Annotated in this window: 9 protein-coding genes; all 9 read right to left on the reverse strand. The window is 68.6% G+C overall.

Going from position 1 to position 7,799, the window contains the following annotated elements:
• Positions 1–87: 87 nt before the first annotated feature.
• Complete coding sequence (locus ACKVMH_RS11725) at positions 88–480, reverse strand: HvfA family oxazolone/thioamide-modified RiPP metallophore (protein WP_412700425.1); 393 nt, start codon at positions 478–480, stop codon at positions 88–90.
• 80 nt (positions 481–560) lie between these two features.
• A complete protein-coding gene (gene phoU, locus ACKVMH_RS11730) occupies positions 561–1,268 on the reverse strand; it encodes a phosphate signaling complex protein PhoU (RefSeq protein WP_215218291.1) in 708 nt (235 codons plus the stop codon).
• 10 nt (positions 1,269–1,278) lie between these two features.
• Complete coding sequence (gene pstB / locus ACKVMH_RS11735) at positions 1,279–2,070, reverse strand: phosphate ABC transporter ATP-binding protein PstB (RefSeq protein ID WP_412700426.1); 792 nt, start codon at positions 2,068–2,070, stop codon at positions 1,279–1,281.
• Positions 2,071–2,131: 61 nt separating this feature from the next.
• A complete protein-coding gene (pstA, locus tag ACKVMH_RS11740; RefSeq protein WP_412700427.1) occupies positions 2,132–3,037 on the reverse strand; it encodes a phosphate ABC transporter permease PstA in 906 nt (301 codons plus the stop codon).
• Positions 3,034–3,993, reverse strand: a complete 960-nt coding sequence (gene pstC / locus ACKVMH_RS11745; protein WP_412700428.1) for a phosphate ABC transporter permease subunit PstC — start codon at positions 3,991–3,993, stop codon at positions 3,034–3,036. Before pstC ends, pstA begins: the two co-directional genes overlap by 4 nt.
• Before the next feature lie 75 nt (positions 3,994–4,068).
• A complete protein-coding gene (pstS, locus tag ACKVMH_RS11750; RefSeq protein WP_412700429.1) occupies positions 4,069–5,187 on the reverse strand; it encodes a phosphate ABC transporter substrate-binding protein PstS in 1,119 nt (372 codons plus the stop codon).
• A 390-nt stretch (positions 5,188–5,577) separates the two neighbouring features.
• Positions 5,578–6,717: an OprO/OprP family phosphate-selective porin gene (locus tag ACKVMH_RS11755; protein WP_412700430.1), complete on the reverse strand. Its 1,140-nt coding sequence runs from the start codon at positions 6,715–6,717 to the stop codon at positions 5,578–5,580.
• Positions 6,718–6,848: 131 nt separating this feature from the next.
• Complete coding sequence (gspM, locus tag ACKVMH_RS11760; RefSeq protein WP_412700431.1) at positions 6,849–7,364, reverse strand: type II secretion system protein GspM; 516 nt, start codon at positions 7,362–7,364, stop codon at positions 6,849–6,851.
• On the reverse strand, positions 7,361–7,799 hold a 439-nt coding region (locus tag ACKVMH_RS11765; RefSeq protein ID WP_412700432.1), incomplete at its 5' end, for a GspL/Epsl periplasmic domain-containing protein. The genes gspM and ACKVMH_RS11765, both read right to left, overlap by 4 nt.

The raw sequence follows: 7,799 nt of genomic DNA on the forward strand, positions 1-7,799 counted from the left end.
AGCAGGGCCCGCCGCAGGCCGAGGCCGACGGCGTCGGCGGCGAGCCGTGCCGGACCGGTCATCCCGGGTATGCGGACGTGCCGCGGCTCACATGCCGCCGCACTTGCCCTCGCCGCACTTGCCTTCCATCCCGGCCTTCCCGCCCGTGTCGGCCGCCTCGACCTTCGGGTGGTGGGCGTCCATTTCGGCGGCGCTGATGAAGCCGTCGCCATCGGGGTCGTGCTCGCCAAAGCGGCTGCCGTCGCCGTCATGCGCGGCGGCGAACTCGGCCGGGGAGATGCGCCCGTCCTTGTCGGTGTCCATGCGCTCCATGCCGCAGCGGCCTTCGTGCGGGTCCTTCTCGCTCGCGGCGGCGCCGTCGCTGGCGCCCAGCATGTAGCCCTGGGCCAGCGGCGTGGCGGCGAACGCGGCGCCGGCCAGGAGCAGGGTGCCGGCAATGCCGGCGGCGGCGAGTACGGGCTTGTTCGGCTTGCTGGACATCGGCTGTCTCCGTGGTGGCGGCCGGGGCCGCGGTGGAGGCCGATGCTAGCGCGGTTGCCGGCGCCGGTCGTTAACGGGCGCTACGGGGCTACGGTATTGCTGCCGTCGCGCTTCTCCCGCGGCGGAAGGTCGTCGTTGCCGCGCACGAGGAACCAGACGTTTTCGGCGATGTTGGTCGCGTGGTCGCCGATGCGCTCGATGTTCTTGGCCATGAACAGCAGGTGCGTGCAGCCGGTGATGCTGCGCGGGTCCTCGGCCATGTAGGTCAGCAGCTCGCGGAACAGCGCGGTGTAGGCGGTGTCGAGCTCGGCGTCGCGGGCGCGGATGGCCTGGGCGGCCTCGACGTCGTTGTCGCGGTAGGCCACCAGCACGTCGCGCAGCTGCTCGACGGCCAGCCGGCCGATCACCTGCAGGCCGCCCACCTGCGGCAGGGGTGGGGCGAGGTTGAGCGCGGTCGAGCGTTTGGCGACGTTGGCCGCGTAGTCACCGATGCGCTCGATGTCTGAGGCGATCCGGATCGCCGCGAGGATCTCGCGCAGATCGCGGGCCATCGGCCCGCGCAACGCCAGCTTCATGACGTCCTGGCTGATCTCCTGTTCCAGCGCATCGATCGCCTCGTCGTTGGCGATGATGCGCGCGGCGGCCTTGTCGTCGCGGCGTGCGACCACGTCCAGCGCGGCCTCCAGCTGCGCGGCGGCCATCTCGCCCATGCGCAGGGTCTCGTCGAGCAGGCGGCGCTGCTCGTCGTCGTAGCTCTTGACGATGTGGTCGTGGGGCTGGGTGGTCATGGGGTTCTCCTCAGCCGAACCGGCCGGTGATGTAGTCCTCGGTCTGCTGCTTGTCCGGCGCCGAGAAGATCCGGTCGGTCGGGCCATGTTCGACCAGGTCGCCCAGATACATGAAGGCGGTGAAGTCGGACACGCGCGCGGCCTGCTGCATGTTGTGGGTGACGATGGCGATGGTGTATTCGTTCTTGAGGTCGGCGACCAGTTGCTCGATGCGGCTGGTGGAGATCGGGTCCAGCGCCGAGGTCGGCTCGTCCAGCAGCAGCACGTCGGGGCGCAGCGCGACCGCGCGGGCGATGCACAGGCGCTGCTGCTGGCCACCCGACAGGCCCAGCGCACTCTGGCCCAGCTTGTCCTTCACCTCGTCCCACAGCGCGCCCTGGCGCAGCGCCAGCTCGACCCGGTCGGCCATCTCCGCCTTGCCCAGCTTCTCGTGGTGGCGGATGCCGTAGGCGACGTTCTCGAAGATCGTCATCGGGAACGGCACCGGCTTCTGGAACACCATGCCGACCTTGCTGCGCAGCCGGTTCATCGGGTACTTCGGGTCGAGGATGTTCTCCCCGTCCAACAGCACCTCGCCGCTGGCACGCAGCTTGGGGTACAGCGCGTAGATCCGGTTGAACACGCGCAGCAGGGTCGACTTGCCGCAACCGGACGGACCGATCAGCGCGGTGACCTGCTTTTCCGGGATCTCCAGGTTGATGCCCTTGAGTGCGTGGAACCGGTCGTAGTGGAAGTCGAGCCCACGCGCGGCGAGCTTGACCGGCGCCCGGGTGTCGATGGGGGAGGCGATGGCGTCGTTCATGGCGGGTGCCTGGAAGGTTGAGGGGTGCGGGGCCGCAGCCGGGCGGCGGGACGGGGCGGGCTCAGTCATGGCTCACCCGCTTGCGCGCGACGATGGCGCGTGCGACCAGGCTGATCAGCAGCACGAAGCCGGTCAGTACCAGCGCGCCGGCCCAGGCGATGTCCTGCCAGGACGTGTACGGGCTGCCGGCGAACTGGTACATCACCACCGGGACGCTTGCCATCGGGCCGGTCACGTCGGCGCTCCAGTACTGGTTGCCGAATGCGGTGAACAGCAGCGGCGCGGTCTCGCCGGAAATGCGGGCCAGTGCCAGCAGGATGCCGGTGACGATGCCGGGCATGGCCGAGCGGTACATGACCTGGACGATGACCTTCCATTGCGGCACGCCAAGCGACAGTGCCGCCTCGCGCATCTGCGAGGGCACCAGCCGCAGCATCTCGTCGGTGGTGCGCAGCACCACGGGCAGCACGATGAAGGCCAGCGACACCGCGCCGGCGACCGCCGAGAAGTTGCCGCCGGCCTGCATCACCAGCAACGTGTAGACGAACAGGCCCAGCACGATCGACGGCGCCGACAGCAGGATGTCGTTGACGAAGCGCACGACGGTGCCGATGCGGCTGGCGGCGCCGTACTCGGCCAGCCATGTGCCGGCGGCGATGCCCAGCGGCGTGCCGATGCCGATCGCCATCAGGCACATCACCGCGCTGCCGAAGAAGGCATTCCGCAGGCCGCCTTCGGCCATCGGCGGCGGCGTGTCCTGGGTGAACAGCGCCGCGTCGATTCCGCCGAGGCCCTTGGCGACCAACGTCCAAAGGATCCAGCCCAGGAACAGCAGGCCAAGCACGGCCGCCAGGCAGGCGAGCACCAGCGACACCGCGTTGGTGATGCGGCGCCGGCGGTACAGCGCGTTGGCGGTGCGCTGGCGGCGCGCGTCGGCGACGTGGGCGGTGGCGGCGGGCGAGGTCATCGGTTGCCCTCCTTGCGCGATAGGTGGCCCAGCATCAGCCGGGCGATCGCCAGCACGATGAACGTCACGATGAAGAGCACGAAGCCCAGCAGCAGCAGCGCCGAACGGTAGGTCTCCGTCGCCTCGCCGAAGTCGTTGGCGATCAGCGCGGCGATGGTGGTACCCGGCTCGAGCAGCGATGCGGTGAAGCGGGTCGAATTGCCGATCACGAACGCGACCGCCATGGTCTCGCCCAGCGCACGGCCGAGGCCGAGGAAGATGCCGCCGATCACCGCCGAGCGGGTGTACGGCAGCACGATGTCCCAGCTGACCTCCCACTTCGTCGAACCCAGCGCGTAAGCCGATTCCTTCAGCCGCGTCGGCACGGTCAGGAAGACCTCGCGCATCACCGAGGAGATGAAGGGGATCACCATGATCGACAGCACGATGCCGGCCGTGAGCATGCCGATGCCGATCGGAGGGCCCTGGAACAGCGGGCCGATCACAGGCAGCGTGCCCAGGTGCTCGTTGGCCCACGGCGTAACGTACGTGGTCATCACCGGCACCAGCACGAACAGGCCCCACATGCCGTAGATGATCGAAGGAATGCCCGCGAGCAGCTCGATCGCCGTGCCGACCGGGCCACGCAGCCAGCGCGGTGCAACCTCGGTCAGGAAGAAGGCGATCCCGAAGCTCACCGGGATTGCGATGACCATCGCGATGATCGCGGTGACCACGGTGCCGTAGATCGGCACCAGCGCGCCGTACCGGTTCTCGACCGGGTTCCAGTCGGCGCTGAAGAAGAAGTCGAGGCCCGAAGCCTCCAGCGCCTGGCGGCCACCCCAGAGCATCGACAGCGCCGCGCCGGTGAGCGCCAGCAGCACGAACACCACGGTGGCGACCAGCACGTACCGGAACATCCGGTCATTGCGGGCGTCCTTGTGGTCGCGCGAGGCGGGGAGGGCGATGGCATTCATGCGGATATCGGATTCCTTGGCCGGCAATACGCCCCCGGTGCACGTGGCATCCGGGGGCGGTCCGACGAGACGCGGTTACTGCGCGGTGGCGCCCTTGAACTCGGCGGCCCAGTACTGCTCGATCTGGCCGACCAGCTCCGGCGGCAGCGGCACGTAGTCGAGCGACGCAGCCTGCTGCTGGCCGTTCTCCAGCGCCCACTCGAAGAACGCACGCGCATCGGCGCTGCGCTTGGCGTCCTTGGGCTGCTCGTACATCAGGATGAAGTTGGTGGCGGTGATCGGCCACGCCTGCTCGCCCGGCGCATTGGTGATGACCAGGTTGAAGTCCTGCACGCTGGTCCAGTCGGCGGTCGCGGCGGCGGCGGCGAATGCCTCGGCGCTCGGCGCGACGAAGTTGCCGGCCGCGTTCTGCAGCATCGCGTAGGCCATCTTGTTCTGCAGCGCGTAGGCCAGCTCGACGTAGCCGATCGAGCCGTCGATCTGCTGCACGTAGGAGGCCACGCCCTCGTTGCCCTTGCCGCCCACGCCGTCGGGCCACTGCACCGACTTGCCTTCGCCGACCGCGTCCGCCCACGCCGGGCTGACCTTGGTCAGGTAGTTGGTGAAGTTGAAGGTGGTGCCCGAGCCGTCCGAACGCTGCACCAGGTTGATCTTGCCGGCGGGCAGCTCGACACCCGGGTTGACCGCGGCGATGGCCGGGTCGTTCCAGGTCTTGACCTTGCCGAGGTAGATGTCGGCCAGCAGCGGGCCGGTGAGCTTCAGCTCGCCGGCCTCGATGCCCTTGACGTTGACCACCGGCACCACGCCGCCGATGACCGACGGGAACTGCAGCAGGCCGGCCTCGGCCAGCTCCTCGCTCGACAGCGGCGCGTCGGACGAACCGAAGTCGACGGTGCCGGCCTTGATCTGGGCGATGCCGCCGCCCGAACCGATCGACTGGTAGTTGACCTTGTGGCCGGTGGCGGCGTTGTAGTCGGCCGACCACTTGGAGATTAGCGGGAAGATGAAGGTCGCGCCGGCACCGGTGATCTGCGCGGAGACCTGGTCGCCCGCCTCGGTGCTGGCGCCCGGGGCGGAACCGCCGGCATCGGCGGCGGGCGTGGAGTCGTTGCCACCGCACGCGGCGACGGCGAACGCGAGGGCAACGGGCAGGGCGGCGGTGCGGAGGTTGAAGCCGGCCGGCGTGGTGTTCATTCGGAACTCCGTGACGAGGAATGCCGGCACCTGCCGGCGGGTGCGACCATGAAATGATGTTTTTGTTACGCCGATATGACAGTTCGCCCGGTTTTGTTACAGCCGGTGCAGGCCGTGTTCACCTGGCGGGTACCGGACGCGCAAACAAAAAGGGCGCGACCTTGGTCGCGCCCTGCCCGGGGAGGGAGATTGANGAATGCCGGCACCTGCCGGCGGGTGCGACCATGAAATGATGTTTTTGTTACGCCGATATGACAGTTCGCCCGGTTTTGTTACAGCCGGTGCAGGCCGTGTTCACCTGGCGGGTACCGGACGCGCAAACAAAAAGGGCGCGACCTTGGTCGCGCCCTGCCCGGGGAGGGAGATTGAGAGAGAGACTGGAAGCTTCCGCTACCAGAAGAACTGGAGCCGGGTCTCGATGATGTCCGGGTCGTCGCTGAGGCCCTGGCGCTCGCTGTCGACCTGCACGTAGTTGAGCGCGAACTTCAAGTTCTTGCGCCAGTACCAGTTCACGCCCGCGGTCATCGCGTCCATCCGGCCACCTTCAACGGTGCCGTCGTCCAGGTCGATGGTGTCGTAGCGCAGGCCCACCTGCCACATGCCGCGGGCCGGATCGGCCGGCTTGGCGGTGCCGGGGGTGCCGGACTTGTAGCCCCACGACTCGCCGGTCAGGTTGTAGACGGCGCTGAGGTAGCCGCCGGTGGCGGTGTAGTCAGCGTTGTCGTGCCGGCTGACGGAGGCATGCATGTACTCGCCCTGCAGTTTCAACGGGCCATGCGCCCAGAAACTCTCGACGCCGGTGGTGGCCACGCGGTCGGTGTCGAGCAGTGTGCCGGTATCGACCAGCCTCACGCCGGCCAGGTCGGCCTGCGGGCGGGTACGCAGCCGCAGGGTATCGGCGTCAGTGTCCTGGTCGACGTACGACAGGCCCAGGTGCAGGATGCTGGCGTCGTCGTGGATGGGGGCGAATGTCCCGCGCAGGCCGTAGCCCGCGCCGTGCGCACCGCCGCTGGTCAATTCGCGGCCGAAGCTGCTTGCAGTGATGCTCCAGTCGTCGGCCGAGTAGCCATAGGCGGCACCGAGCCGGCGCGACACGGCGAAGGTGTTGGTGGTCATCGCCTTGGAGATGAAGTCGTTGTTCTTGGTCGACGACAGCTCCTCCAGGCTGTTGGGCTGCTTGAACTGGCCGACCGTCAGGCCGTGGCCACCACCGAAGTCGTAGCCGACGTTGACGTCCAGCCACTTGTCGCCCTTGGCGTCGTAGCCCACCACCCAGTCCACGTTGCCGGGCCCCTTGCCCTTGAGTACCAGCTCGGCGCGGCGCAGTTCGTGGTCATGGTCGTTGCCATCGCCGGCATCGCCGTCGAGGTCGGCAAGGTCACTGTCGTACCAGCTGCTGTCGGCCTGGACCAGGCCTTCGAAACTGATTTCGGAACCACCGATGGTGTCGATCGGGACACCGGCATGGGCGAGTGGCGCGATGCCGGCCAGCATGAGCGCGGCCGCAAGACGGTTTGGTGTGATTTTCATGACGGTCGGTGTCACAGCGGGGAAGTGGGCGCAGGTTAGGCGCCAAATCTTGCAGGAATGTGACATTCCTGCAGACGGGTGACAGCCCGGTTGCAGTCGAGCTTCAGCCCGATGTCAGCCGGGTGACCGCTTCAGGGCGGCGCGACGGGCGGATTGAAGCTGACTTCCGCCTGCAGCGCGCCGTTGCGCTCGCGCACCTCGAGCGAGGCCGGGGTGATCGAGTGACCGGTGCGCAGCGCGTCGAGCCAGCCGAACAGCGCCGGCGCCGCGACCGCGTCGATCCCCACTTCCAGCACGCCCCCATCGCCAATGCGCTGGCGGGTGATGGCGACCTGCCCGACGGCCGCCGCATCCATGATCGCGGGGGCGAACCGCTCGCCCGATGGCAGTGCCGGTCGGCTGGCCTCCATCGCCCGTATGTCGCGCACCCGCGCCTGGACCTCCCGCAGGTCACCGGCAGCGCGCTGCGTCCGCTGCATGGCGTCGCCGGCGAAATCCTGCAGCGGGCGCACGATGCCGAGCCAGAGGACGAACGCGGCAATGGCCAGCGCCATAACCGCCAGCATGGTCCGCTCGCGCGGCGCCAGTGACGCCCACGACTCGCGTACCCGGCTGGCGGACGATCCCGGTATCGACCCGATGGTCATGGCGCGGCCCCCAGTTCGATCGTGCTGTGGACGCGGTTGCCCGTCGTGCGCGAGCCTGTGACCTCGCTGGGGAGACCTGCGTCCGCGAGTGCGGCCCGCACCGTGTCGAGGTCGGCGTTGCCGGTATGTGCGATCTCGGCCACCACACGGTCACCTGCATAGGAAAGTGCGTCGAGCTCGGTGCTGTCGACGCTGTCGATGGCAGTGAACAGGGCGGCGATGGCCTGGTGGAAGGCGTCGCCCGCGGCAAGTTGCGCGTGGTGCGCGACAACCATTGCGCGTGGGTCGGCCGACGCGGGCATGGCCGGCAATACCGTGGCGGCTTCGGTCCAGGCCTGCGATTGGAGCCGGTTGGCGGTGAAATGGTCGCGCGCGGCACCGGCGCCGATCACCAGCAGCGGCGAGGCGACGGCCAGCGCGGCCAGCACGGCCGCT

Source organism: Lysobacter zhanggongensis (assembly GCF_046638635.1).
Classification (GTDB): Bacteria; Pseudomonadota; Gammaproteobacteria; order Xanthomonadales; family Xanthomonadaceae; genus Novilysobacter; species Novilysobacter luteus.

Excerpts from the sequence above, each read along its gene's own strand:
- ACKVMH_RS11725 (WP_412700425.1), bottom strand. The coding sequence starts at position 480 with ATGTCCAGCAAGCCGAACAAGCCCGTACTCGCCGCCGCCGGCATTGCC.
- pstA (WP_412700427.1), bottom strand. The coding sequence starts at position 3,037 with ATGACCTCGCCCGCCGCCACCGCCCACGTCGCCGACGCGCGCCGCCAG.
- pstB (WP_412700426.1), bottom strand. The coding sequence starts at position 2,070 with ATGAACGACGCCATCGCCTCCCCCATCGACACCCGGGCGCCGGTCAAG.
- ACKVMH_RS11755 (WP_412700430.1), bottom strand. The coding sequence starts at position 6,717 with ATGAAAATCACACCAAACCGTCTTGCGGCCGCGCTCATGCTGGCCGGC.
- phoU (WP_215218291.1), bottom strand. The coding sequence starts at position 1,268 with ATGACCACCCAGCCCCACGACCACATCGTCAAGAGCTACGACGACGAG.
- pstC (WP_412700428.1), bottom strand. The coding sequence starts at position 3,993 with ATGAATGCCATCGCCCTCCCCGCCTCGCGCGACCACAAGGACGCCCGC.
- gspM (WP_412700431.1), bottom strand. The coding sequence starts at position 7,364 with ATGACCATCGGGTCGATACCGGGATCGTCCGCCAGCCGGGTACGCGAG.
- pstS (WP_412700429.1), bottom strand. The coding sequence starts at position 5,187 with ATGAACACCACGCCGGCCGGCTTCAACCTCCGCACCGCCGCCCTGCCC.